Source organism: Citrobacter sp. RHBSTW-00570 (genome assembly GCF_013739755.1).
Classification (GTDB): Bacteria; Pseudomonadota; Gammaproteobacteria; order Enterobacterales; family Enterobacteriaceae; genus Citrobacter; species Citrobacter braakii.
In genome coordinates, this window is record NZ_CP056399.1 from 2249675 (window position 1) to 2275429 (window position 25755).

Below are 25755 nucleotides of genomic sequence, written 5' to 3' on the forward strand. Positions count from 1 at the left end.
TGTATATCATGCCGCGTAGGTATGTCGTTGTCACCTCAGCGACAGGTTCCGGCTATAAGGATAGATGACGTGAAATTGAGATGGTTTGCTTTTTTGGTTGTATTACTTGCGGGCTGTAGTTCAAAACAGGATTACAAAAATCCGCCGTGGAATGCTGAAGTTCCGGTTAAACGCGCAATGCAATGGATGCCGATCAGCGAAAAAGCCGGTGCGGCCTGGGGTGTCAGTCCACAATTGATTACCGCTATCATCGCCATTGAATCAGGTGGAAATCCGAATGCGGTCAGTAAGTCTAATGCGATTGGCCTGATGCAGTTAAAAGCCTCTACGTCAGGGCGTGATGTTTATCGTCGCATGGGGTGGAGTGGCGAGCCGTCGACCAGCGAGCTGAAAAATCCTGAGCGCAATATCTCGATGGGGGCCGCATACCTGAGCATTCTTGAGACCGGGCCGCTGGCCGGGATCGAAGATCCGCAGGTGATGCAATATGCGCTGGTGGTATCGTACGCCAACGGTGCGGGCGCGCTGCTGAGAACGTTCTCCTCCGACAGGAAAAAAGCCATTAATAAGATAAACGATCTCAGCCCGGATGAATTTATTGAACATGTTGCTGATAATCATCCGGCGCCGCAGGCTCCGCGCTATATCTGGAAGCTTCAACAAGCGCTGGATGTGATGTAATTCAGGTGATGCTAATCGCGCACCTTATTCGACTTTTCCCGGGCCTCGCGCTCGAGGGAAAAAATAATCCGCTGTAGGTTACGCTCCACCGCCGGGCCGACGTTGAGAAAACGAAAGCTCAGGCGGGGAGTGGTAATTGTTTCGTTTTTCCCGTCGATAACTTTGCGTTCACTAATGGAAATTAGCTGGGCGTCAACCTGATACACTCCCCATTGCTCCATGTTCAGTTCAACCTGTGAAAAGCGCATGCCTTCTACCAGTCCCTCTGGTTTTGCCGTTTCTAACAGCCCGCCCATACCGCCAAGAGACAAATCGAATAAGCGAAAACACAGCGTGCTGTTATCCGGCATTTTTACCGTGCAGCGATAGGGGGGATGCAGTGGAGCACCGATACGGAAATATTCCCGACGCTGGACGAACCACAGAGATGGCGGCAATGATGAGATAAATGCGGGTAGCCGCTGGTATTCGCCTTTTTTCAGCTGTGGCAGGGTGAACTCCACTTTGGCTCCCTGCGTTTCGGCGATAATCGTAATTTGATTGGCTCGCTGCACGGCCTGGTTTTCATATTCCTGACTACCAAAATCCATGATCAGTTCGTCCGGGCTGACCGCCAGTATTTTGCTGATGAACTGGCCACCTGACCAGGAGATACGCAGCGGAACCTGCTGCGAATTTAAGTCCCGGAGTACGCCTAACACCGCTAATGGATTTTGCTTCAGGAACTGCTCATTGTAGTTACTCACACCTAATGACTCCTGGATGCCTGGTTTATCGTTGGATTATCGGCATCAATCAACGGAACTTAATACAAATGGATGAAATTTTTTACCAAACCCAATGAATTAAGTCTGAGGGAAAAAGCACGTAGCGATGGCTTGCCTATACTTAACGTGCTGGCGCAAGAATGTCTTGCGCGTGCGTTCACTGGAAAGAGGGCCTGGAAATGGGAATTATTACCTGGATTATTTTTGGTCTGATTGCGGGGGTTATCGCCAAACTGATTATGCCGGGGCGCGATGGCGGTGGATTTATCCTGACCTGCATTCTCGGTATTATCGGTGCTGTGGTCGGTGGATGGCTGGCTACGATGTTCGGTATCGGCGGCGATATCAGCGGGTTTAATCTCCACAGCTTCCTGGTGGCCGTGGTCGGCGCGATTGTTGTGCTGGGTGTCTTTCGGCTTGTACGACGAGATTAATCGAACGGCCCCTGACGGGGCCGTTTTTCTGCATTGTTAAGTCAGAACTGATACTCAATGCCCGCCCAGTAATTACGCCCCTCTTCAATAAATCCTTCACTGTAAACGTACTGCGTATCGAACAGGTTATTGACCGAAGCGTTAACGCTAAACCCGTGACCAATGGCGTAATCAGCGCGCAAATGGGTAATGGCGAAACCAGCGGCTTTCTGCGAGCCGTCGGTATTGCTATAGCTTGACGAACGGGCCTCTTCGGACAGCGTAATGCTGAGTGGCTCCCACGGTTTCAGCGTCATCCAGGCTGTCAGGGTTTGCGTCGGCAGATCGGTAATCTTACCGATATCGCTGCGTTTGGCGTCCGCATGAATAAGGCCGTAGCTCAGCCCGACGTCCAGCATATCAAAAACTTTACCTTTAACGCCTGCATCCAGGCCGGTGTAATCCACCCGACCACTGTTTTGATTCTGGATGGTGTCGGCATCAATATTGTGCGAAAGAATCGCATCGCTGATGCGGTTGTAATACACGCTGGCTTCGAATCCCCAGTTCTGGCTAAGTGAACCATTCCATGTCAGGTCCACGCTGCGGGCGCGCTCCGGTTTAAGCTGTGGATTGACCAGCGCCACCTGGTTATAGGCCGGTTTCGAGGTCGTGTAGCGTTCTTTTAACGTTGGGAAACGCGTTCTGTCAGAGTAAGACAGCGCTAATGTGTCTGAATTTTCAAAGTGGTATTTGGTCATCACCTGCCAGTTAAAGGCCGACTGATTGTTGTCATCGTAGTGCGTGACGCTGCCGTTTTTCTCGTGCTTCATACCTTCCAGACTGTCTCGCCAGTCATAGCTTATTCCCGCCACCACATCGACATTATCCGCCGCAGCCCACTGGTATTCACTGGCCACGGACCAGGTGCGGTCTTCGTAGCGGTCGTAAGCCGCATTCGGTGCGCCTTTCTCGCGGTGAACATCGTCCTTCCAGTTCACGGCGAAAGAGAGCAGATCGTTTTCTCGCATATCCGCAGCGAGCTGCAGGCCAGCCCCATCGCTATAGTCCGAATAATGGCTGTAGCTGCCTTTCTTATTTTTCAGATCGGCCAGCGAGTTGTACATCATCAACGTATTTTCAAAGGTGTCGCGATACAGACGGCTTTTCAGGGTAAAACGGTCGCCCAAATGCGTGGTTCCCTGATAGTAATAGCTCTCTTTATCGTATTGTGGCCATTGCCAGTAGCGTGATTTCTGGCTGCTGGTTCCGGCGTACGGTGGATTATCTTTTTCACCGTCCTGATTTATATAGGTCAGCACATATTCATCATCTCCACGAGGGGTAAAGCCCAGCTTCACGATGCCACGCTTGTCATCAGCGGAAGAGTTGATCATCTTGCCGTGACTGCCTGCAACCGGGTTGTCCACGCCATGCGGTAACCCAAGAAAATCCTGCTTCAGCTGACTGCCGCTGAGCTGGATATAGCCGAGATCGTTACTGGCGCCAAATGAAGCGTGCATATCGTGGGCGTGGTCTTTGCTGCGACTCCAGCCCTGGCGATAGCCAATGCTGCCTTCAAGCGGTTTGGTCGGTTTTTTTGTAGTGATATTGATGGCACCGCCCATCTGGTTTGGCCCCTGTAACAGAGACGAGTAGCCTTTGGAGACTTCAACCGAAGCGATATCGGATGTCAGAAAACGGCCTAAATCGAGGTTGCCGTCATAGGGGATGTATACCGGCACGCCGTCGAAAAAGACGGGAACCTGACGGCTGTCAAATCCGCGCACTTTTACCTGTTGCTCGTTGCGGTTGCCTGACTTTTGCAGCACGACGCCAGGGACGACGCTCAGCGCCTGCGCCACGTTCTGTTTATCCAGCTGTTGTATCGTTTCCTGGCCGAGAACCGTGGTGTTGGCCGCGGAGACCGGACTAGACCAGACGGTCATGGTTTCGCTTTCCTGCCCAGCAAAAGCACTGTGCGCGAAAGCAAACGACAGGGCTGTGTAAAGACAACTTTTGTTGAAATTCATTATTTTTAGTCCATTTTTTGATGTTATAGGCCACGTGCGTCCGGGCTCATGCTCACTTTGATATCCGCAGGTGGAGCGTAGTAAGGCGCGGAAGTGATAAAGAGTCTGATACCGCAGTCGAGATAACCCGCCAGCGAGGCGAGGGTAATGCCGCCGGTCAGCGCCAGCGTGCAATGGGGGGCCAGAGCAGGGGCCTGACGGGCAATTTCTGCCGCCTGCTCGGGGGTAAATTTGTCGAGTTGTAGGACATCAGGGGCGGCACGTAGGGCGGCCAATGCCTCATCTGGCGTATCCGCTTCGACCACGATCTTTTTTTCTGGCGCATGGCTGCGTAAGCGCGCAATCGCGCCTGTCCAGTCGTTTGGGTTGGTAAGAAAACGGCGGTGATTAGCAAACAGCAGTACCGTTTCGGCGCATCCTCCCCGATGGATAATGCCCCCGGCGGCAAGTATTGCCTGAGTCGCCAGTAAACGCGTACCGGGAATGGCTTTGCGGGTGCAGGCAATCTGCCCATCGGGATAGCGTTGATGCAGCATGCTCAGCATCTCGACGAGATAGCCCGACACGCCGCAGCTCCACTCCAGTACATTTTGTACCGCTTTCCAGCCCTGGTGCAGCGCCGCCGCCGGTCCGTGTGCGCGAATCAGTCGCTGTCCGGCGTTCGCCCGTTCGCCATCAGACAAAATATCGGTGACGGTTAATCCCAATGACGTCAGCATTTGTCTGGCAACAGCGGTACCGCTAACGCATCCGCCCTGGCGATGGTTAAACTCGATGACGCCTGGTTGGGCGCCGATACCCAGCGCGCGGGTGGTCAGATCGCCGCCCTGAATATCTTCCAGCAGCAGCGCGTCAATTTGCGCCTGCGAAAAGTAGATCATCGCAGCGCCTCCCGCGGGATGCTATCCCACCAGATAAGCGCCCAGTCACGGCTTGCGGGGGCAATAGCGCGTGGATCCTGCTGTTGGTACCAGTTTTCCAGACGTTCGACCTCGTCGGCGCTCAGTTCACCCATACTCCAGCGCACGTTTTCCAGAAAACGCGTCCAGGTGCTGTTGTCCTGCTGACAGTTGGGACCGCGGATAAAATCAACGTGCGCGTGGATCCCCATCTGATAAAGAACATTAAGCGCATAGATATAGTTGGGCAGTTCAATCACTTCGCGGCCCAGTGCGCGCTGAATGGTGGGAGAAACGAAAGATGAACTGACGAGGTGGGTGGTATAAACCCGCAGCCGGGCCTGATTATTCAGCTTGCTCATTGCCTGACGCATATCGGCAACCAGCGTGGAGCGCGAGGCGACGGCGATATCGCACTGGGGTAAATCATCCCAGTGCTCTTCCCAGGCTCGTTGCACCCATTGTACGTGACGGGCGTTCATTTGTGCGGCGCGGCGGGCAGCTACGCTCAGCATTCCCTTGCTGTAATCTACGCCGTAAATTATTGGCATTTTTTTAGCCAGCGCCAGCGAGACTGTACCGGGGCCGCAACCCATATCAAACAGCGACTCTGCACCTTGCAGGTCGATTTTCCCCAGCAGTTGCAGCAGATAGCTGTCGGTTAATGAGGCGCAATTCTCCGCCATTTTTTCCGCACGTTTGTCCCAGTGCTCCGGCTTTTTCTCGGTTCTGTTCGCCAGCTGTAATTGCTTACGGTAAAGATCGGCAAAATCAATGTCGTCAATGAGCATGAATATTCCTTAATTGAGTGAACCATAAAGATGGTGGGTAATTTGTGACGGTGTAACGCGATACAGCGCGGCCAGGCGGTCGGCGGCGAGCTGATGTTCAGGCAGACCCTGCGACACCTCGCCGTTTGGTTCAACCCGTACCACGCTGTCGGCGATTGCCCGGGCGTGCAACGGGTGATGGGTCGACATCAGCAGGGCCATACCGGAATTTTTCAGCGTCACCAGCGTGTCGAGCAGACGGATTTGATGCCCAAAATCAAGGCTGGATGCGGGTTCATCCAGCAATAAAAGACGCGGACGTTGCGCCAGCGCGCGAGCGATCAACACCAGTTGCCGTTCGCCGCCGCTCAGGGTGTTCCAGCGTCGAAGTGCCAGGTGAGAAATCTCCAGTATCGCCAGTTTCTGATGCGCAATTTCACGCTCTTTAGCGCCGGGAACCGCAAATGCCGCCAGTTGCGGGGCCAGTCCCATCATCACCATGTCCAGGGCGGTGAAGGCAAACGCGCCGTCGTGCGCCTGAGGAACCCAGGCGATGGCTGCGGCGCGTTCCCGATCGCTGAGATGATTCACTGCGACGCCATCAAGCAGAATGTCACCGCGAAGCGGCGGAAGAACGCCGAGAATGGTGCGCATCAGGGTGGTTTTACCGCTGCCGTTAGCACCAATCAGACAACAGACAGAACCGGGCGAAACCTGAAAGGAGATATCACGTAACACGGGTTGTTTACTGTGGTATCCCAGCGACGCGTGGCGCACGAGTAATAGCGTCATGGGCGGTTTCCCCGCAGCAAAAGCAGCAAAAAGAACGGTGCGCCAATAAATGCAGTCAGGATCCCCAGCGGGATTTCCGTGCGGCTCAGCGTGCGGGCGAGGGTGTCGGTGAGCAGGAGTAGAATGGCGCCGATCCCCATGGACACCGGCAGTAACTGCTGGTGGTTATTCCCGCTGAGGAGTCTGCCGATGTGCGGCACCACCAGTCCAATCCAGCCGATAATGCCGGCAATGGCGACGGTACAGGCGGTGACTAACGTTGCGCAGACGATCAGTCCCAGCCGCAGTCGGGAGACGTTGATCCCAAGCGATCGGGCTTCATCATCCGACAGAGTGAGCAGGTTCATGCGCCAGCGCAGCAGCAATAACGGGACCAGTCCAGCAAGGATCAGCGGTGCTGAGAACCACAGATCGTGCAGAGTAATTGTCGATAAACCGCCGAGCAGCCAGAAGGTGATCGACGGGAGTTGGGTATACGGGTCGGCCAGCGTTTTGATGAGCGAGATTCCCGCGCCGCAGACCGTACCCAGCGCAATCCCGACCAGCACCAGCGTTAACACCGGATCGTGACGCTTGACTCGCCGGGTGATCAGCCAGACACCGGCGACCACTAACAAACCGCCAGTGAACGCATACAGCTGAATAAACAGGATTGGTAGCCCCAGCAGGATTGCCGTACAGGCGCCCAAACCGGCACCGGCCGCCACGCCGAGGATATCCGGCGAAACCAGTGGGTTACGGAACATTCCCTGATAGGTGGTTCCTGCACCAGCCAGCGCTGCGCCGAGTAACAATGCAGCCAGAATGCGTGGCAGTCGGATTTGCCAGAAGACGATTTTGTCCTGCATCGGGACGCCATCCCTGCCTGCAATAAGATCCACGACCTGCTGTGCATCGAGGCGATAAGCACCCGACACCGCGGCGATGCTCGCGCAAAGCACCACCGTCGTAATCATCAGAAAACCGAGGGTAGATGTTTTCATCAGACGCTCACCAGTTGTTGATACTGTGCGTCGCTTAACGTGGTGTGCCAGAACAGTTCACTGTAGCGCTGCATATCGGTTTTAAAGCCCGCTTCAACCTGTGGATCAAGCCAGGCATGCAGACGGCGTAACCCCAGCAAACGATTGATGCCGGGAGGCGCGTCCAGCCAGCCAAACGGCAGGCCGCTGAGAAACAGAATGCGCCGATCGGCAACCGCTTTGACTCCTTGCCAGACGGGATCTTCTCGCAGGTACTGTGCCGTAATCGCATCCTGTACCAGAATAATATCGGGCTGCCAGCTCAACAGGTTTTCCATTGAAACCTGCGCCAGCCCGTGCCGCCCAGGAATTTGCGCCACATTGTGTAATCCCAGTAGTTCTGCCGCTTCGGTATGCAATGAACCTTGTAATCCAGTTTCAAGTCCGCGGGCGCCGCGCGCGGCATAAAAACGCAGCTTTGCTGCGGGAGAGTGTGAAAACGCGAGGGCTTCATCAATAAAACGCTGGGCCAGTTTGGCCTGAGTCCAGGCCCGCGTTGCGACTCCCAGCGCTTCACCTGCCGCGAGTAGCTGTTGCGGGCTGAGCCGCAGTTCGCCATTAATCAGCAGCCAGGGAATTTGCGTTTGCGCGTTGACTTGTCTGGCCTGAGAAAGCCAGGTTTCATCGGCATTGCCGCAGTCAATCACCAGGTCGGGTTTAAGCGCCAGTAGCGCTTCAAGCGAGAGTGTGCTGGCGCGTCCCGCCAGCTTGCCCAGTTTCGGTAAAGCCCGAATGTCTTCGTGAAACGGGATGGCGGTCTGACGAGAAAAATCAAAGGATGAAAAACCAACCAGTTTTTCCGGCGCGACGGCCAGCAGCAGCATGTCGGCGGGTGCGCCTGCGCTGACCACGTGTTGGGTCGCCTCTGGCGCTGGGTGGCCTCCAACGGCAACGGTTAGCGGTGTTTGAGCCAAGGCGGGAAGATGGCGTAGCAGCAATGCAGATGCCACAAGCTGGGCAAACATCCGTCTTGTCAGTGGCATAATTGTTATCCTGAAGGTGATAAAATCGCTATATATTTACATATACAGCGAATAAAAACATGTTCAGAATCAATTTCTCACGGATGAAAACCCGGAATACCCCATAAGGGCTAGATGGCGTAGAGACAACAGGAATGGCGGAATAGAAGCCAGAAAAAATCCGCGACGCAGCGCGGATTCGGGGAGTAAAACGCTTCAGGTAACGGCGTTAAGACGTCGGCTGAGCCTGTTTTTTAGGCTCGACTGGCGTGGTACTTGCCGGGGCCGGGCGCGATGCGGGCACGCTGTCACAGGGCTTTTCTTTGGCACAGATCAGGTCGAGCATTTTAAGCGTTACGCCGTTGGTCCAGCCAAAACCATCCTGCAACGGATATTCGCCGCCGCCTCCGCCAGTGCCTGTGCTGCTCACGTCATACTTTTCAACCAGCTTTTTCTCACGATCGTAGGTGTGCTGCACGTTGGTGAGGAATCGCCAGGTCACGTCCATGGCGACGTTATCCTGACCGTAATTCTGTAATCCCGATGCGGCGACCCACTGGAGCGGGGCCCAGCCGTTGGGAGCATCCCACTGCTGGCCGCTTTTCACCGACGTGGTGGCCAGGCCGCCGGGTTGCAGCAAATGCGCCTGGGTTGCCGCGGCCACTTTACTGGCGCGATCTTTTGCCGCTGCATTGACATACAACGGGAACAGGGCAGCGGCCGTCAGTTGGTTACGTACTTTGTGGCTCTTCAGATCGTAATCGGCATACCAGCCTTCTTTGTCGTTCCACAGGTGCTTTTCGATCCCTTTTTGTCGGGCATTAGCGAAGCCTTCATATTGTGCAGCTTTGGCATTATCCCCGGCGGCCTTGCTGGCGAGGGCGATCATCTTTTCCATTTTGTACATCAACGCATTGAGATCGACCGGAACGATGCTGGTGGTGCGCAGGGTGCCTAGTTGATTGGGGTTATCCATCCAGCGGGAACTAAAGTCCCAACCCGACGCGGCGGCAGAACGCAGGTCGCGGTAGATTTCTGTGGCCGGTCGGTTCGGATTGCTTTTCGCTGTGGCGATATCCTCCACCCAGGACTCTGGCCGCGGCGTATCGCGGTCATCCCAGTAGCGATTCAAAATGGTGCCGTCATCCAGCTTAACCACGCGCTTATTCTGCTGACCGGGCTGGAGCGTTTCGACGCCTTCCATCCAGTAGGTGTATTCTTTGAGCATCTGCGGGAGGTATTTTTTCAGCGCGTCATCCCCGTCATGCTGCGCCAGCAGTTCCACCATAAAGGCAAAGAATGGCGGTTGAGAACGGCTCAGATAGTAGGTGCGGTTGCCGTTAGGAATGTGTCCCCAGGAATCAATCTCGTAAGCGAAGTTTGCCACCATGTCGGAGACCTTATCCCAGTGATTGCTCTCAGCAAGCCCCAGCATGGTGAAATAGCTGTCCCAATAATATATTTCGCGAAAACGCCCGCCAGGCACGACATACGGCTCCGGGAGCGGCAGCAGAGAGTCCCATTTTTCAGCGTCGGTTGTCGAACGGGTGAGTACCGGCCACAGTCCGTCAATATGCTCGCGCAGCGATTGCCCGGCTGGGGGGACGTATTTCTCGCCAGCTTTCGGCAAGGTGAAATTCACTTCCACAAAATGACGTAAGTCGAATCCGGACTGATTTTTCTGCATCCGGTAATCGGCAAGGATCATTAATGGATCGCTGTTAGGGACGGCGTCAGCAAAGGTTTTCTGGTCAGGAAACAGTTTGGCCGTTTGTACATCGTTAAACAGTGGGCCAAGCAAAATATCAGGCGGCTGAGGCGTTGCGGTTGGCGCGTCCTCGGCGTTGACGGCAAAAGAGGAAAGGGCAAAAAAGGTGCTTGCGAGCGTCAGTTTTATTGCAACAGAGAGCAGGCCTGGATGGCGAGTTGCAGGCGTTATCATCGGTTAATCTCCTTAGGGTGTGCCGAAGCAGCGGCATTTACCATGAGAAAACCTTAGTTCAGGATCGACCGTTGCGCGTGATCGACGCCCCATTTTGCGAATAAACAGACATTTCCCGACGCGAATCGAAAAGATGCACACCCTTTGTCGGCAAAGGGCGTGCAACCAACATCAGCCCGCGCGGGTTATCCGCTGGGCCACGCTGTCAAGGGTCAGGGTATCACCCATCGTGATACTCTCGATGGCCTCGCCTTGCTGACATAACCAACATAACCCCATTGCACGGGCGATAATCGCCGGGTGAGACGCTTCGCTCCCGTCTCGCAGGCAGATGCCTTTGATGGTCTTCGGATCGAGTTGCAGCACCGTAGATGGATAGATGACCTCCGCGACCAAAATAGTGGGGCGGATGAACGCGGGAATTTGTGCAGTCTCTCCCGTCAAATACTGCAGTGAACGAGACAACAAATCTTCAATATCGATGTATCGCGCCTGCAGGTAAGGATCGTCGAGCTGTAAATACTGCTGGCTGAGATCGCTCAGCACCTGATGCCAGGCCCAGGCCGCGCTGCACTGCGTTTCACGCATTAGATCACAGGCCATATCGAACAGATCCGGATCGTCCAACAGCGTGTGGTGACCGGAGAAAATAGCGGCGATATCTGCGGAATATCTCTCTTCTGCAAGCGCGGTTAGCCCGCTTAAGTCGTTCAGCGTGCTTTGGATAGCGACCCGTAACCGTTGCTGCTCAATCTGGAGTGAGGCTACAGGCTGCTGGCTTACCTGTGGTGAGAACGGTGTGTAACAGAATGCCGTCCCCGTGACCTGTGAGGGAACCTTCGTCACTACGGTATCAGCATGCGCGGGCTCGAGTGATTCACCAAAATTCTCAGCTGCCAGCTGTTTGAATGCGGCCAGCGCATCCTCTGCCTGTTCGCCCTTGGCAATCAGGCGCAGCGTGTCGTTACAGCGTACCTGCAGCAGGGCAATCTGATTCAGGCTATCAGGGACGACGCACTTGCCATTTTTCTCCAGCCACAAATCGGCGTTAAAGCCAGACAGCGCGGAAACCAGCCGTGAAGCCGGACGCACATGAATGCCGTTTGGATTTTTCACCACAATGGCCACTGAATGAGCATCTGCATCAGGCGCGAATTCGGCGGATGTCGGCTTTGCTGCAGATGGCGAAGGTAAACCCAGTTGCTCACATTTGGCGTCGAGGGCGTTCATGGCATCACAGATGACCCGCTCAATGTCAGCACCTGCGGCAGCGCTAACCGTTGCGGCGAGCGTGCCTTCGACCAGCGGCGCGGCGCACAGACGTACTTTAGCGGCAATGGCCGGATCGAGCAGTTCCAGCGCGGTTTCCGCACTCAATAGCGCACTACCGATATCCATCATCACCAGCACGTGATCCGTATCGGCCACGGACTCAATGGCTTCCATCACCTTGATAGGATCGGTACCAATCGGATTCTCAGGATCGTCAATGCCTGCGGCAATAGCGATTTTGCAACCATCACCCATTAACATCTGCCGGGCTAGCGCGCCGACGCCTTCGCCCAACTGGGCGCTGTGAGAAACAATAACCAGGTTTACCATCGCTTTATCCTTACTCTCTGGACGCCTGAGCCAGCATTTGCATCATAAACATTACGGACGTTGCGCCGGGATCCTGATGCCCAATGCTGCGCTCACCGAGATAGCTGGCGCGGCCTTTGCGGGCCTGCATGGTGATGGTGCTTTGCGCTGCTGCTTCCGCTTGTTGGCTTGCCGCTTCCAGCGCCGCCTGTACGCTCAGCTTTTGCTCGCAGGATTGGCGTAAAGATTCCACTACCGGCAGCCAGACATCGCACATGGTTTTGTCGCCAGGTTCAGCTTTACCGCGGCTAATCACACCTTCTGCGCCATCACGAATCATTTGATACAACTCCTCAAGCGTCAGGCTTTGATGAGCCTGGGTCACCTGGGCGGCGCGGATAAAAAAGGTACCAAACAGTGGACCGCTGGCCCCCCCGACGCTTGAGAGCAGCACCATGCCGGTGTTTTTCAAAATAAAACCAATGTCTTTATCGGCGATGGACGGCAGCTTTTCGACGACTTTGCTAAAGCCGCGGTGCATGTTCAGACCGTGGTCGGCATCACCAATTTCCCGATCAAGACCGGTGAGAAAATCACTTTCGGTGGTGAAGATCTCACCGCAGCGATAGAGCCAGTTAACAATTTGTGTTCTGTTGAGGGACATCATGTATCTCCTTATTTACCCCAGTTGAGAGCAGGGGTGTGAACCGGTGCATCCCATAAGCTCAGCGTGTCGTCATCCACCTGTAACAGGGTGATTGAGAAGCCGGTCATATCCAGAGAGGTACAGTAAGAACCGATCAGGTTGCGCTCAATGACGATGCCGGCGTCCTGGCAACGGCTTTCGAGGCGGTTATACACGCCGAAGAGTTCTGACAGCGGCGTCGCACCGAGATTATTGACCAGCGCAATGACGCGATCGCCGCTTTGCAACGCGCGCTTGCTTTCTTTGCCTTCCTGCCACGCGCCCTGAACGTTGTCCCAGTGGCGGAGCGTACGGCTGTAGTTGCCGTTTTCCAGCAGGGTATCGAACATTTCATCAACGGTCTGATCGAGGGAAGTGAAGGTGCGGCGGTCAATGCCCGGTTCCCCGTGGATACCCACGCCAAACTCCATTTCGTTATCCTGCAACGTGAACGACGGTTGTCCGGCGGCCGGAACGGTACAGGCGCCAATGGCTATCCCAATGGAGTGGCCCTGATTATTCAGTTTACGACCCAGCGCCGCACAGACTTCCAGTGAGTCACCGCGTTCGGCGGCCGCGCCGACCAGTTTTTCGATCAATACGGTATTCGCCACACCACGACGACCGGCGGTATACAGACTGTCTTTCACCGCCACGTCGTCATCCACTACCATGGTGGTGACTTTGACGCCGCTTTCATGCAACAGCTCGGTGGCGGTTTCGAAATTAAGAATATCGCCGGTGTAATTTTTGATGATCAGCAGTACGCCTTCGCCGCCATCAATTTGCATGGCGCATTCGAACATTTTATCCGGCGTGGGTGAGGTAAAAATTTCACCCGGGCAGGCACCAGAGAGCATGCCCTGACCAATATAGCCGCAGTGCATAGGCTCGTGTCCGCTGCCGCCGCCGGAAAGCAGCGCCACTTTGCCCATTACCGGCGCATCTGCGCGGGTGACATATACCGGATCCTGATGCAGTGCCAGGGAAGGATACGCTTTCGCCAGTCCGGTGAGTTGTTCAGTCAGTACGTCTTCAACACGGTTAATCAATTTTTTCATTATTTATGCTCCGCAGACAGTCCTGGATGGCTGCCAGATTCGGGCAGGCATCTGATGTAGGGTATCGGGTTATACAACGCCACGGCGACTGCTCGCTGCCGATAAGGTAATTTTGCACACGGGTTGGCAAAAGAAAATTGCTGTAATGGGCGTTTCAATACGAAACGTAGCAACATAATAATGTTCCGTATTGGAACGTCATGGTGCATAAAACAGCGAAAATGAGAGGTTGGGCCGTATTTGGCTGGGAAGCTGATTCACGGGTGTTTATGGAAAACAAACCACCTGCAGAGCAGGTGGTTTGTAGGCATGGTCGATTTCGGCGTTAGCCCGGATAAATTCCGCGATCTTTACGTGCCAGCAGAATGCGTTCGCAGGCAACAATGTAGGCTGCCGTACGCAGTGAGCAGGATTTCTCTGCCGCTTTTTCCCACACGTGTACCATCGCATCGGTCATGATTTTGTCCATGCGATTGTTAATCTCTTCTTCGCTCCAGAAGAAGCTAGCCATGTCCTGAACCCATTCGAAGTAGCTGACGGTTACGCCGCCGGCGTTACAAACAACGTCTGGGACAACCACGATACCGCGGCTTGCCAGAACGTCGTCGGCATCCGGATAGGTTGGGCCGTTAGCGCCTTCGAGTACCAGTTTACAGGTCAGCGTTTCCGCGCGGTGACGGGTGATCTGGCCTTCGAGCGCGGCCGGGATCAGAATATCCATCTCCAGGCTCCAGAAGGCTTCGCTGGCAATGGTTTCAGCGCCCGGGAAACCGGCAATCTGTTTGTGCTCCAGTTGCCAGGCAGACAACGCGGCCATGTCGATACCCGTTGAGTTAAACAGCGTTGCGGTGTGATCCTGAATCGCGACCACGCGTGCTCCTGCTGCCGCGAACAGGCGGGCGGCTTCGCTGCCGACGTTACCAAAACCTTGCACCGCTACGCGAGCGCCTTCAACGTCGATGTTGGCACGACGCGCCACTTCCAGACCGCTGACGAAAACACCACGACCGGTGGCTTTATCACGGCCTAACGAGCCGCCGAGGTGAATAGGTTTACCGGTGACCACGCTGGTCACGGTGGTGCCGTGGTTCATGGAGTAGGTATCCATCATCCAGGCCATTACCTTTCCGTTAGTCCCCACATCCGGCGCAGGAATGTCTTTCTGCGGCCCGATGATAATGCCGATTTCGCTGGTATAACGGCGGGTTAAACGCTCCAGTTCACCTTCGGAAAGCGAGAACGGATCGACGCGCACGCCACCTTTCGCACCGCCGTACGGCAGGTTCAACGCTGCGCATTTGATGGTCATCCATGCGGACAGGGCCATCACTTCATTAAGATCAACATCAGGATGATAACGCACACCGCCTTTGCCCGGCCCGCGGGAGAGGTTATGTTGCACGCGATACCCTTCAAAATGACGGATAGTACCGTCATCCATCTGCACCGGGATATCGACAATCAGCGCGCGTTTTGGGTGGCGCAGGGTATCCACCCAATGGGAAAGTTCGCCCAGGTAAGGGGCCACACGCTCGATTTGTTGCAGGTAGGTATTCCAGGCAGATGTGCTGCTATCTGAAGCGTAAGATAACTTATCCATGATAAACCTTAGTTATAAAAGTAATATGTTCTTAATTTGGCCGTGGTATACAGTGAATCACACCATATGAACCTAAATTTAACATTTATTTCATAGAATGGCCTGTCCGGCTAACACGGTTTATCGGCATGAAGCGTGTGGGCTTTAGCTGGGAAGTGAATAGTTATTCTTTGATTGTGCTGATATTTCGGTTATTTTGCTGGCTGGGTAATTTAATATGCATGATTTATAAAAAACGCAATTTGTCAGATTTATGACGCACCTCTAAAAGTAAATAATATGATAATAAAATGTATTTGCTTTATTGCGATTAAGCTGGGGTCAGTAGGTCACGGCGATGGTAACGGTATCAGCATAGTTGTCAGGCGTGTAGTTCGCGCTGGGAACGGTGGCGTAAACCGGGTAGGTGGTGGTGGTTCCCGTACCGTTGCCCGCGATGGTATTGAGCGATGAATTGCCCCAAACCGTTCCGGACGGCCCCGGCGTCGAGCTAAGCTGGTAGGGGACCTTGTCCGTATTTGACCCCGTGCCGGCCATCACGCCGCTGCCTGCCGTATTGCCGTTAGAGGGCTGAAGTCCGATGGTGTAAGGCGTGTTATTGGAACATGCTACGCCCACGGTATTTGAAGCCGTTAGGTTACGCCCGGTCGCCCCGGCGGGCGCAAAGCTAATATTGGTTGCAGAGGTGATATTGCACTGTTTGCTGACCGTCGCCGATACGGTGAAGGGAAGCCTGGCGGCAACGGTATCGCCACAGGTGGTCGGCGGGAAAAGCAATCCAGGATTGAGGGTGACAAGGGCTGTCGCCGCCGTATAGCTATCCTGATAGCTTCCGGGGACCGCTGAGGTTTGTGGCGTGACAATCTGTGCTGATACCGTGAGTGAGCCCGTCACTGGCGTCAGATTCAGCAGGTTAAGCTGTACCATTGGAAAAGTCGTTCCCGACTGATACTGACTCCCCCAGACTTTGGTGTGTCCGGCATCCTGGTAAAGCTGGTATGCCAGCGTTCTGGCAGGTGTTCCGTTTAATGACATATTTCGAGGTGTCACCTGGCCACTGACGGCTGAGGCGCCAATATTAAAACAGAGGTTGATCCCTGCCAGCGCGTCGCCAAGCTCTTTGGTGCAGGTGTAGTTGAACGTCATTGATGACGTTGCGCCTGTCGCAGACAGCGGATTGACTGAGCCCAAATTTATGGGTTGCACATTGCTCACCGAACAGGTTACGGCATGGCTAATCGCCGGACAAAAGAGTACGGCTGCGATGAGTAACAGATGCCTTAACCTCATGAGCGCACTCCTGTTAGTGTGGCCGGCAAACCAGTGGACCTATTTGCACAATCCCCTTTGCAGAAGTGGGATAGTCAAATTGCACGCGACAACTGCCGGTGTCTGTCTCAACGCGTAGCGCGTTGTGCTGTTCCAGCGTGTCGAACCAGGTCATCCCATCAAAACCAACGACAGACGATTGTCCTGCTCCGCTGATGGCGTATGCCATGCTGCCTTCGGTAATGGGTTTACCCTGATTGTCGACGAGGATGACCTGCGCAGCGCGTACCGGGGTAATGCCAAAGCTAACCAATGTACCGGAACGATCGGCAGGCGTTGCATTCGTCTCAACGCGTGCGATCCGCATATTGGCGGGGAGATCCATAGGGTCAATACTGATCAGGTTTTTTTGATAACTGTTCAGCGGCGTGACCAGTAATAGCCCCTGGTCGTCGCTGCGACCAATCAGGTTATTTTGTAATTTAATCGGGACGTCAGGAACGCCGTCAGTGGATACGACGGCAAAGCCATTGTTGATTTCACGTGCAGCAAACAGGCCGCCTCCCATGGTAACAAGCGATCCGGTGGCGCCTGCGTAGCCGTAGTGGTTATCCGGTAAACGGCTGAATCCCGCGTACGCTTTACCATAACGACCCAGATATCCCACTTCTCCCTGACCGCTTTGCCGGGAAGCCTGCTGACTGGCGGCCAGATTCCAGCCCCAACCGCCGTCGGCAGGAGGCGTCAGGCTGGCGTTGAGCTGGTAGCCGGTCTCATCATTGGTACGTTGTAGGGTGCTGCTGGCACTGAGATTGTTATCAGTGGTCATTGTCACCATCAGATAGAGACTGCGATCGCGGTTATCGTCGATGTTTTGGTTGAATCCGGCATTCAGTGAAATGTTGTCGGTAATCGATTTGAACCAGCTGGCGTTGGCGTAGCGCACCGCATTTTCGTGCGGATAACGAAACTGCAGGTAACTCAGGCTGACATTACCGGCAGCTTCCAGCGAATAGCCAATGACCGTATTGCTGTTAAGCGTCGGTGGCGGCTCGCCATAATGGGTGGCGACATCACGATAATCGCCGGAAGTGGCCGTCGTACTGGTACTGAAATTAAACCGTTCGCCGGACCAACGGTAACCAAAACTGTACAGAAAACCGTTCTTTCCTGAGTCGGTACTTGCGGCAACTGAGGTCGAAAACGTGCCGCTGCGGGTACCTGGGATCCAGTCGTTACTGAAGCCCGCGTTAATCAGTCCATCGCTGGTTTCAGCGTGAGTCCCGGCGGTGAACGTATTGCTAAACCCACGACGCCATGTACCGCTCAGTACCGGTGCGCTGGCATAATCAAAAGAGGAGTAACCATAGTTTTCGCGCACTGTACCCAGTTCTGCAGACCAGGCAGTTAATCCTTCCCGCAGCAGTTGCTGATCGTTGTAGAACGAAAAATTTTGTACGCTCGTTCTGCCCAGCGCATCCGTCATCATTACCTGACCCGTTCCCGCGCCGCTGATGTTCGGCATTGTGTTGATCTGAAAGCTACCCGCGGGGACTTCTCCGTTGTAGTACCTGACGCCGTCGACGTACAGCTCAACGTTTGACGGTAACGTCGCGGAGCCAAGATATGCAGGGAGCGGGGTGGTTGGCATATAGGGCCGCAAACCAAAATCGGTTCCTATCTGAATGCCGCCGATACGCGTCGGTCGGGACCAGATAAGTGAACTGGTCAGGGTATCGCCAACGGTTACCGCCAGCATCGTTTCGGGAAATGACGTACGCCAGCTGGTATCGAGTCGCTCAACGCTGTTATCCGCATTTTCCTCGGTGGAGTACTGCGTCAACTGGGTGGTGCTGAGCACGCCTGCAGCATTGAAAGCGCGGAGTTCGCTGAAGGTATTTATTGCGCTTTCATCCCCCTGTTGGGTATAGATATCGTAATTGAGCAGCGCTCCGCGTGATGTTGTCGCCGTCGGCGCGGTCTCTACGGGGGCGTTAAGCTGCGTGGTCGCAAGATCGAGTGAACTGAGTGGCGCAGTAAGCGAAAGCGTTTGCAACTGAACGTTATAGTCAATGGTTAGCTCGGGGATATCGTTCAGGCAGACGGCGTGAGTGGCGTCAGGCGCAAAGCGAAAGCCCATTTTTCGCAGGGTATCTGCCCCTGCATAGAGCTTTCCATTATCGTAACCCAAATGCACCAGCCCAACGGGATTCCCATTTAAGGTGACGTCGAGATACAAATTGACCCCCACGAGCTGCGCTGCGCCATTAATAACACCATCGTCGTTCAGGTTATTATTCAGCGTTTGTGCGCAAACCATTCCCGATATTAATACTCCATTGAGAAAGCAATATTTCACCAGAAGCCAGGATCTGTTACAGATCTTGTACTGTTTTTTGGCCATTGATTGTGACTTCAACTTTCCCGCCATCATGAGTATTACTGGCCGACGGAGAGACTATCCAGCGCATCGTTGAGCCGGGTAAAACGTAGCCTAACAGTCCGGGCGTAATAACTTTTTTAGCACCGTCAGGGCTTATAAATGTTGCAGCAGATAATTGTGCATGCCCATTTCCCTGGTTACTCACTTCAATAAATTTTTTGCCATCAAGCTGTTGTAATTTCCATTGCAATTTTGCCTGCGTTTGCGCCGCTGATGTTGGTTGAATGAAAACGGGGACGGAATAATGCAGCACAAACTGAAGCTTATTTTTTTCTACTTTTGCAGGCGGTAACTCATCTATCGATAACCGATAAGCGTCTTCAGCATGTGCCGAAGGTGGGCCGGTCCGAATAACGCGAATCAACTGACGTTCTCCGGGGGCTAATGCCAGCATCGGCGGGCTAATGACCAGCCCCTGAGAGGGGGAAAGTTTGTCGCCGTAAGCGCTCTGGCTCCAGCGAAAAACCCGAACCTGGGCATTGAGCACATTTTCACCCGCATTACTAAGCCAGATACCATCGGCATTTTGCGTCGCGAGCAAAGTTAATGTGACCGGGGCGATTTGCAGCCCGCTGGCGGCGGCAGGGTTGAGGCTCGCAACCATCCCTAACAGGCATGCGCAGGCACACTGCTGAACAGGCAGTTTTACTCTCATGTGGCTTCCTGAAGTTAGTAGTTAACGTTAACCGTTACCGTGTCGGCATAGTCGTCAGGAGTGAAGTTGGCGCTCGGTGCGGTGGCATAAACCGTAAACGTTTGCACCAGCCCGGTCCCCGTCGCCGCTACGCCGTTTCCAGGCGCGGTGTCGGTGGCGGTGTTCCCCCACACCGGACCTGTTGCTGATGTTCGATTTAGCTGGTAGGGCACTTTATCGGTATTGGTGGCAGCGTTAGCCACGGAGGACATGGCGCCTGAGCCCGTCGTCGTCCCCCCATTGGCGGCCGACGGCGCCAGGCCGATAAAATAGGGCGTGGTTTTTGAGCAATTAATCGAAATCGTGTTGCTTGCATTGGTATTTGTTGCCGTGGTATTCACCGGCCCAAGCGTGATATTTGAAGCCGAACCGGCAGTCACGGTACAGGCCTTTTGAATCGTCATCAGTACCTGAAATGTTCCGTTAACGGTTGCTGCATTTGCCACGGGAATAATGGAAAAGGCGCAGCAACAAAGAATTAAGCGTTTGTCTAAGACTAGAGCCATATCCTTTACCTTTTTCAAATAACCACATTTATTACTTTAGAAAAACAATAAACAATAATGTGGTACAAGAAGACATGGTTTAACCCTAGAATAAGTATTAGGCGTGCGCCAGTTGATCTAATGAATTTTACTTAGGAAAAAGGTGATGTCGTATGCAAAAAAATAATACCCACGGGTGAGTATATTGTTTTGTTTTTATGCTACTGCGGGCATTAAGTCAGGCAGGTAGGGAACACAGATTCATTGGATGGCATTCAAAATAACCACCCAAAAAATGAGAATTAGTAAGATTTATCTTACTCAGCTCATTACTGCGATACATGTTGGTTACGGGCTGTGAAAAATGACTTTATAACCTTGTTCGTTCCAGTGTTGTAGAAGTTCATTTTGTCTGCGGGTTGGCGTAATACCAGTCCAGACAAAAAGCGTTTGCCCGGGGAAGAGTTCAGGTCTTGGCGATTCAATGGGTTCAGCAAGCACGGCAATATGCCAGCCCGATTGCGATAAACGCCAGGCTTCGAGCCATAAACGGGTTCGGTCTTCAACATCCCAGGCCATCAGGATGGCATCTTTCCCTGATTTGCGCCGCGTTTCAGACAGCAGGGTGGCTACATATTCAATCAATGCGCCATCAAGCATACTGTTCATGATGCGGGATGTATTATGGTCAAGTATCAACCGCTGACGCACAGGAAGATAAACGCGATCAATCAACGCATCTACGGGGTAGGCGCGACCGAGTGCGATAATTTTGGCTCGCAGCTTCGGGGGATACGCCATACGAAGAATGCCCATCATCTCTTCTTGCAATTGATTCCAGTCGTCGTCAGTTTCGCGAGTACTGGTTTCCAGCAATGCTTTAACTTTGCCAACGGGTGTGCCACTGCTAATCCAACGTTTTATTTCTTCAATACGTTGAATATCCTCTTCATCAAAGAGTCGGTGGCCACCTTCGCTGCGTTGAGGTTTGAGTAAACCGTAACGTCGTTGCCATGCCCGAAGGGTGACAGGATTTATCCCGCAACGTTCTGCGACATCCCCAATGCTGTAATAAGCCATAATTCCCCCAGACACTCATGATTCTCCGTCACCGATATGCGGTTCCTGCTACTTTGTACAACATGCATCAAATTGTACAAAACATACATAGGATTCTAGCAAAATTAAGATTTACTTTACTATCACGTAGGGAGTAAATGCTGAATTTTTATGTTCAGCATAAAAGAGGTGGCGGGATTATTGTGTAATAACAATACGTTAATTATTATAACGCTGAGAAATCATTTTTTCTCTGGCCACGCGACAGACGGAGTACCATTCAGGCAGGCTCTTGCAAACAGGTTACCCTGGAAGATCTCAATACCCGCGGATTCAAGCCACATCCACTCTTCAGGTTTTTCGACGCCGACCGCAGAAATCATAATCTCCAGTGAAGCGCAGCATTTGATTATGGCCTGAATGATGGCCTGCCGTGGTCCACTTTTATGCACATCAGTGATGAGTTCGCGGCTTATCTTAATTCGGTCCGGTTGAAAGCGAGACAAAAGCTGAAGCCCGGCAAAACCTGCCCCGAAATGATCTATCGCCACACATATTCCCGCTGCCTTGAGTGACTTCACGGCCTGCGCGAACGTATCAAAACGCGAAATAACTTCACTTTCGGTAAACTCTACGATGATTTGTTCAGGCACCAGTCCATGCGCCGCGATTTCGTTTATAAGAAAGCTGACTGCATCGGGTCTGTTTACCAGGGTCATGGGTAACAGATTAACCGACAGCATTTTGTGATTAAGACCCAGTGCGCTTGCCATTGCAAATGCAGTCTTTTTGCTCTGCAGATCAGCGGTATACACATCTTCAGGTTTGAATTTGTCAAAATACGTTGCGGGCGTTTCACCGTCTTTACCGCGAATAAGGGCTTCCAGCGCAATGACGCGCTGTGACATAGGATCGATAATTGGTTGAAAAGCAAAGCTGAAATCTGTATCTGACGGGAGTGTGCTTTCATCCAGGATGGTACAGGTATTGTCGGTTATAAAACTCCAGTAATCAGGCGCAGGTATTTCAAAATAGCTCGATTTTTCCGTGGCGAGGACAAATGTGCGGAAAAACTGTAATGCTCTGTCATCATACGTGAGCTGAAATTTGGACGTACCCTTATTGAGTACAGCTTGCAGGACGTCATTCCGTTCATGTTTTTGTAAATCAAATAACTCCATCCCTACATTCCCGAATCTTCTCGCAGGCGCGTAATCACACATCAGTTCAACGATATTGTGGTGCCGGGGGTCGTTACAAATACAACGATAGATCTCTTTTACCTGCTCCTCTGGGCCTTCAAGCAGTTGGAAAAAGTGATGGCCGTTAAAGAGTAAGATCCCCGTAACATCTGATCGCCTGTTTTTGATATTTGCGGCTGTCACCATATCCTCAAGCGCTTTGAGAGGGGCGTCTTCACGTAGATGGCTACGGTAAATAATGGTCGTGAGCATGGACAGTCCGGGATCAAGGAAGGAGAAGAGGTCTGGTCAGTATCAGACAAACCAGGTTACGCCCTGATTTTAATACATAATTCTAACTTTGTCTTTACAAGTAAGCGGGCTAATACAGATCAATTTCATTGATAACACAAAGTGATTTGTACAAAGAAATTGGATTTCATATAGATCTGAACTATCGTAACTACATGATTTAATTAATTTAGCATTTTTTGCTAAAAATTAGCGTGCTATGTTGTACACATTTTCGGTACAGCTTTGCTACTGTTATAAAACTTAATATTCACCAGCATTTTGTTACAGGAGCACTCCATGCAGCAGCATACCGTTCGCACTGATTCTGCAAGCGCGATTTCTCGTTACTTTGCTAAAGCGCATCTGCCAACCCAACAGGAAACGTTGGGCGAAATCGTGACTGAGATACTAAAAGATGGGCGCAATCTCAGTCGCAAATCACTGTGTACCAAACTTCTGCACCGTCTTGAAAATGCATCAGGTGAGAATGAACAGAAACATTACAATGCGTTAATCGGCCTGCTTTTCGAATAAAATAAAGCCCTACTATGATAATGGGTAAGTAGTGAAGGAGTTATGAAGAAACCTGACAGTGAACGCTTGAAACATGAAATTACAGGTTTGGCTGTGCTAGAAATTTTGCGAATGCATAAAGACGTTTCGTTAGCTGCACTGATTAAGCAATTGCGGCTTATGCATGCCAGTGAAATGGATGGTACACGTAAACAATTAATTGACAGCGTTATCAATGATTTCACAAATGTTAATCCGGGGAAGATAAGCAGAAAACCGGAACAAACGAGAGATGAGAGTGCTTTCAGTGCCAGCAAAAACCCTAAATTACATTAAAGATAATTCTCCAGACTATACAAGCGAGGTTACCATGCTTCATGAAATTAATGTCCACAGTGTAATGACGGATAAAGCTTTATCAAGTTACTTCCATAATGCAGGTGAACTATTAGCAGATGAGTCAGTGGTATTGGGGCAGGCGGTGACAAATGTAATTCTGGCAGGTGATAATGTTAATAATAAAAACATCATTTTAAGCCTGATTAGTTCTCTGGAGTCAACAACTGACGTTGTCAAGGCAGACATTATCAGAAAAACCCTGGAAATAGTGTTACGTTATACGGCTGATGACGTCTAATGAGATAGCACATTAATATAAATACACAGCACAATTATTGTATGATGTAAGTTCTGTCGCTTCGCTGTTTGGATTAAGACTATACATAGCATCCTCTTATTTTTATGACTGCATATTATGGTGTTGATATGGCTAATTCAATTCCGGAAGATTTTATTTTCCGCTGCGCTTTGTATAAGGATATAGAGCGTAATGTCATGTTAAAACAGGGTTGTATCAGTAATGATGTTCTTATTCAGGCATTCAGCACGCAGTTGAAGAATGAGAAGAATGTGATACTGACCGATCTCTATTCACAGATTCTGGCACATCTTCAACTCGATAAAACTTCGCAGCCCGGTGAGGTCAATGGTGATTTTTCGTTGAGGTCATAATGATGAACATCATGCAGGAACATGCTGGAAACGCAGTTTTATGGATTGATGATATCTATATCAGGCAAGGGTTAAAGAATATCCTTGCAGATATCGTTTTTGAAGATGACAAGGCGCGACTTGTTTTCTTCACCGCTAATCACTTTGACGCGGTAAAAAAGCAAAATTACGATCTGAATACATATCGCCTGGTGCTGCTGATTGATGGCCATCTGTATCAGTATCTCAATGACATCTCACTTTACAGACTGCCAGTAGATAGCGATGTTGCCTCAATCAAGCAATTTATTATTGATATTACTCGTGCTGGTGGAAAGCACGAGCATCAATCGGAACTCAATATCTCCTTGACTGCGCGAGATAAATATATTTTAACGCAGCTAGGGGAGGGGCGAACTGTTTTTGAGATATCTGCCATGTTAAATCTACACTTAAAAACCATTTACCAGGCCAGGCAGAATCTGATCAAGAAACTTGGTTGCTCAGGGCTGATTGATTTTCAGGGAATACTGCAAGCGCAAATATTCCGGAACTGGCTGAAGCATGCCTGATCATCGATACGCTAAACTTACCTTCAGCGATTTGTGTAAGTTTAAATCAATCGCTCGGGTTATCTTATCGATGATGTCTTCTGTTGTGAACATAAATTAACGCTCATTATAAGAGGGCGATGATACAGCCTTGTCGAGATGCTTATGATTTATTTATAGATTTCAGCAACCCCGTGCGGTTCAGCTCGTTAATAATGCACTCAGGTTCTTCATACAGAGGCATATTGTCTATATCTAAAACGCCATCATTTTTTTGTGGATCATCAGCCTGCAGGTCTGCAAACAGTGGAGTAAGATCCTGCGGTGCTTCGCCTCGTTCGGCCACCAGCTCAAACGTTTTATTTTTTGCTGCCTCGTTGGTCAGGGCACTGACCAGAACCTGGGCGATTTGCTGCCTTGATATCACACCATCTTCTGGTGTTCCTGCATGGCGACGATCCCCCTGGAGCAAAACAATTCTGTGTTCATCATCATTGTTGTAATCAAACCAGCCGGGTCTGACGATGGTATAGGGGTGACCACTCGCTCTGACCAGACGTTCGGCACGTCTTTTCCAGTCATGAACCTCAGTGCGTTGATTCCAGGTACTGAGTCGTTCAGTCACGCCAATCGTGGTCATTAAACCGATGCGTACAGGTGTATCCCTGAAGAGTCGTAAAATGTTACGCACACCGCCGTAATCTATCGCTCTGGCGCCAATACGCCCCTGGCCATCGGAACCGAGAGTGAAGATGATGGCATCAATATCTTTCGGCAAATCGGTAAGTGTTTCAGGCATTGAAACATCGCCGTAAAAAACATCCGTTCCACGCGGAAGTAATTTTACTTTCCGTTTATTTCTGACCAGCGCCACGGGCTGATGACCCATTTCGATAGCGGTATTCACGACATGAAGACCAATACTTCCGGTCGCGCCTGCAATGAGTATTTTCATGATAAACCTTCTGATAATTCAGACTTATTTTCTCTACAGCCAGAATATCAATTATCATTATTGTCAGTAATAGGGCTAAAATGATTGTGTCTATGAACACCCTTCATGAGTGC

26 protein-coding genes are annotated in these 25755 nt (G+C 51.9%); 7 read left to right on the top strand and 19 right to left on the bottom strand.

Annotation, left to right across the window (positions count from 1 at the left end):
* Positions 1-69 precede the first annotated feature (69 nt).
* Positions 70-681: a membrane-bound lytic murein transglycosylase EmtA gene (gene emtA / locus HV237_RS10680; protein WP_016153365.1), complete on the top strand. Its 612-nt coding sequence runs from the start codon at positions 70-72 to the stop codon at positions 679-681.
* Positions 682-692: 11 nt separating this feature from the next.
* Here emtA and ycgR read toward each other — a convergent pair whose 3' ends face one another.
* The gene (ycgR, locus tag HV237_RS10685) at positions 693-1427 is read right to left on the bottom strand and encodes a flagellar brake protein YcgR (protein ID WP_016153364.1); all 735 of its coding nucleotides are present in this window, start codon (positions 1425-1427) and stop codon (positions 693-695) included.
* Positions 1428-1627: 200 nt separating this feature from the next.
* Between ycgR and HV237_RS10690 the strand changes: the two genes are divergently transcribed.
* Positions 1628-1882 (top strand): GlsB/YeaQ/YmgE family stress response membrane protein, encoded by a 255-nt coding sequence (locus tag HV237_RS10690; protein ID WP_016153363.1) that lies wholly within the window; start codon positions 1628-1630, stop codon positions 1880-1882.
* A gap of 41 nt (positions 1883-1923) precedes the next feature.
* Here HV237_RS10690 and HV237_RS10695 read toward each other — a convergent pair whose 3' ends face one another.
* The 17 genes from HV237_RS10695 to HV237_RS10775 all read right to left on the bottom strand — a co-directional run bounded on the left by HV237_RS10695 (position 1924) and on the right by HV237_RS10775 (position 22612).
* The gene (locus HV237_RS10695) at positions 1924-3894 is read right to left on the bottom strand and encodes a TonB-dependent receptor (RefSeq protein ID WP_047358288.1); all 1971 of its coding nucleotides are present in this window, start codon (positions 3892-3894) and stop codon (positions 1924-1926) included.
* A gap of 23 nt (positions 3895-3917) precedes the next feature.
* Positions 3918-4775 carry a ModD protein gene (gene modD, locus HV237_RS10700; protein ID WP_047358287.1) on the bottom strand — a complete coding sequence of 286 codons (858 nt, stop codon included), beginning with the start codon at positions 4773-4775 and terminating at the stop codon, positions 3918-3920.
* A complete protein-coding gene (locus HV237_RS10705; protein WP_047358286.1) occupies positions 4772-5584 on the bottom strand; it encodes a class I SAM-dependent methyltransferase in 813 nt (270 codons plus the stop codon). The genes modD and HV237_RS10705 overlap by 4 nt, the downstream gene beginning before the upstream one ends.
* Before the next feature lie 9 nt (positions 5585-5593).
* Positions 5594-6355, bottom strand: a complete 762-nt coding sequence (locus HV237_RS10710; protein WP_047358285.1) for an ABC transporter ATP-binding protein — start codon at positions 6353-6355, stop codon at positions 5594-5596.
* A complete protein-coding gene (locus HV237_RS10715) occupies positions 6352-7338 on the bottom strand; it encodes an iron ABC transporter permease (RefSeq protein WP_016156774.1) in 987 nt (328 codons plus the stop codon). The genes HV237_RS10710 and HV237_RS10715 overlap by 4 nt, the downstream gene beginning before the upstream one ends.
* Positions 7338-8360, bottom strand: coding sequence for an ABC transporter substrate-binding protein (locus tag HV237_RS10720; RefSeq protein ID WP_047358284.1), 1023 nt, complete (start codon positions 8358-8360; stop codon positions 7338-7340). Before HV237_RS10720 ends, HV237_RS10715 begins: the two co-directional genes overlap by 1 nt.
* A gap of 208 nt (positions 8361-8568) precedes the next feature.
* Entirely contained in the window at positions 8569-10281 is a 1713-nt protein-coding gene (locus tag HV237_RS10725) for an alpha,alpha-trehalase (RefSeq protein ID WP_016153356.1), read from the bottom strand.
* Between the two features lie 171 nt (positions 10282-10452).
* Entirely contained in the window at positions 10453-11883 is a 1431-nt protein-coding gene (dhaM, locus tag HV237_RS10730; RefSeq protein ID WP_047358283.1) for a dihydroxyacetone kinase phosphoryl donor subunit DhaM, read from the bottom strand.
* A gap of 10 nt (positions 11884-11893) precedes the next feature.
* Entirely contained in the window at positions 11894-12526 is a 633-nt protein-coding gene (gene dhaL, locus HV237_RS10735) for a dihydroxyacetone kinase subunit DhaL (protein WP_016153354.1), read from the bottom strand.
* Between the two features lie 11 nt (positions 12527-12537).
* Positions 12538-13608: a dihydroxyacetone kinase subunit DhaK gene (gene dhaK, locus HV237_RS10740; protein ID WP_047358282.1), complete on the bottom strand. Its 1071-nt coding sequence runs from the start codon at positions 13606-13608 to the stop codon at positions 12538-12540.
* A 325-nt stretch (positions 13609-13933) separates the two neighbouring features.
* Positions 13934-15208 (bottom strand): Glu/Leu/Phe/Val dehydrogenase, encoded by a 1275-nt coding sequence (locus tag HV237_RS10745; protein ID WP_016153352.1) that lies wholly within the window; start codon positions 15206-15208, stop codon positions 13934-13936.
* A gap of 321 nt (positions 15209-15529) precedes the next feature.
* On the bottom strand, positions 15530-16498 hold the full coding sequence (locus HV237_RS10750) for a spore coat protein U domain-containing protein (protein WP_047358281.1): 969 nt from the start codon (positions 16496-16498) through the stop codon (positions 15530-15532).
* Positions 16499-16511: 13 nt separating this feature from the next.
* Entirely contained in the window at positions 16512-18797 is a 2286-nt protein-coding gene (locus HV237_RS10755) for a fimbria/pilus outer membrane usher protein (RefSeq protein WP_047358280.1), read from the bottom strand.
* A 55-nt stretch (positions 18798-18852) separates the two neighbouring features.
* Complete coding sequence (locus HV237_RS10760; protein ID WP_016153349.1) at positions 18853-19575, bottom strand: molecular chaperone; 723 nt, start codon at positions 19573-19575, stop codon at positions 18853-18855.
* A gap of 14 nt (positions 19576-19589) precedes the next feature.
* Positions 19590-20120 (bottom strand): spore coat protein U domain-containing protein, encoded by a 531-nt coding sequence (locus HV237_RS10765; RefSeq protein ID WP_016153348.1) that lies wholly within the window; start codon positions 20118-20120, stop codon positions 19590-19592.
* A gap of 327 nt (positions 20121-20447) precedes the next feature.
* Entirely contained in the window at positions 20448-21179 is a 732-nt protein-coding gene (locus HV237_RS10770) for a MerR family transcriptional regulator (protein WP_032931597.1), read from the bottom strand.
* 221 nt (positions 21180-21400) lie between these two features.
* Entirely contained in the window at positions 21401-22612 is a 1212-nt protein-coding gene (locus HV237_RS10775) for a diguanylate phosphodiesterase (protein ID WP_016156768.1), read from the bottom strand.
* A gap of 318 nt (positions 22613-22930) precedes the next feature.
* Here HV237_RS10775 and ycgZ point away from each other — a divergent pair, with 318 nt between their 5' ends.
* The 5 genes from ycgZ to HV237_RS10800 all read left to right on the top strand — a co-directional run bounded on the left by ycgZ (position 22931) and on the right by HV237_RS10800 (position 24708).
* Entirely contained in the window at positions 22931-23167 is a 237-nt protein-coding gene (ycgZ, locus tag HV237_RS10780) for a regulatory protein YcgZ (RefSeq protein ID WP_016153345.1), read from the top strand.
* Between the two features lie 42 nt (positions 23168-23209).
* Complete coding sequence (locus tag HV237_RS10785) at positions 23210-23482, top strand: hypothetical protein (protein ID WP_047358278.1); 273 nt, start codon at positions 23210-23212, stop codon at positions 23480-23482.
* A 34-nt stretch (positions 23483-23516) separates the two neighbouring features.
* Positions 23517-23783 (top strand): biofilm development regulator YmgB/AriR family protein, encoded by a 267-nt coding sequence (locus tag HV237_RS10790; protein WP_016153343.1) that lies wholly within the window; start codon positions 23517-23519, stop codon positions 23781-23783.
* A 128-nt stretch (positions 23784-23911) separates the two neighbouring features.
* Positions 23912-24157, top strand: coding sequence for a hypothetical protein (locus tag HV237_RS10795; protein WP_016156767.1), 246 nt, complete (start codon positions 23912-23914; stop codon positions 24155-24157).
* Positions 24157-24708 carry a LuxR C-terminal-related transcriptional regulator gene (locus HV237_RS10800; RefSeq protein ID WP_047358277.1) on the top strand — a complete coding sequence of 184 codons (552 nt, stop codon included), beginning with the start codon at positions 24157-24159 and terminating at the stop codon, positions 24706-24708. The genes HV237_RS10795 and HV237_RS10800 overlap by 1 nt, the downstream gene beginning before the upstream one ends.
* Before the next feature lie 142 nt (positions 24709-24850).
* On the opposite strand, the gene HV237_RS10805 is transcribed toward HV237_RS10800, so the two are convergent.
* Positions 24851-25642: an SDR family oxidoreductase gene (locus HV237_RS10805; RefSeq protein WP_047358276.1), complete on the bottom strand. Its 792-nt coding sequence runs from the start codon at positions 25640-25642 to the stop codon at positions 24851-24853.
* Positions 25643-25755: the final 113 nt, after the last annotated feature.